The 685-nt window shown below is 68.9% G+C and carries 1 protein-coding gene; it reads right to left on the bottom strand.

What is annotated here, in order from left to right; translation table 11 throughout:
• A partial coding sequence (locus tag PGX04_RS07870) for a MutS-related protein (RefSeq protein ID WP_417582383.1) occupies window positions 1–685 on the bottom strand: 685 nt, incomplete at both ends.

Genomic DNA, 685 nt, shown 5'->3' with positions numbered 1-685 from the left:
TTGACTCGAGGACGCCGGCGTTGAAGCTCGCGTGCCGGCGGTGGAAGACCAGCGAGTCGACGGGCGTCACCTCGGCTCGATCGGCGGGAACCGGCAGCCCCATCGTGGCTAGCAGGACGATCTGACACAGCGTCTCGAGCAGGGTCGTCTTCCCGCCGCTGTTCGCGCCCGTCAGGACGGCGACGCGCTGTTCGCCGGGGACCGCGTTCACACCGTTCGGAACGCTCGTGATACCGTGCTCGCCGAGCCCGTAGGTGACTGGCTGGACCGACTCGCCGTCTCGCGCGACGAGCGTGAGGTTGCGCGCGTTGACTACGGAGACGGCCGCGTCTTCGCCCGTTACGAAGACGGGGCGAGTGCAATCGTACTCGAGCGCGAAGCGGGCCAGCGAGAGGTGCAAGGCGATGTCGTCGACCGCTTCGACCGCCTGATCGACGGCACCGCGGGCGTCCGCGAGCGTTTCCCGGCGCTCGCTCGCGACGGTTTCCTCCCGCTCGTCGACCGCTGCCGTGAGGTCGGTTCGCAGCGTTCGCAACGTGTCCCCGACGAAATCGGTCGCGTCCGCCGCGTCGGTCGGCATCGCGTCCCGAACCCGATCGATCGTCACGTCGGTCTCGCTCAACAGGCGGTCCTCGAACGACTGGCGAAAGCCCTCGACGTCGCGGACGCCCTCCGAGCGAAGGTC

Source organism: Natrinema soli, assembly GCF_028618695.1.
The sequence above is the reverse complement of the archived record's forward strand: the minus strand, read 5'-3'. Positions and strand labels throughout refer to the sequence as shown.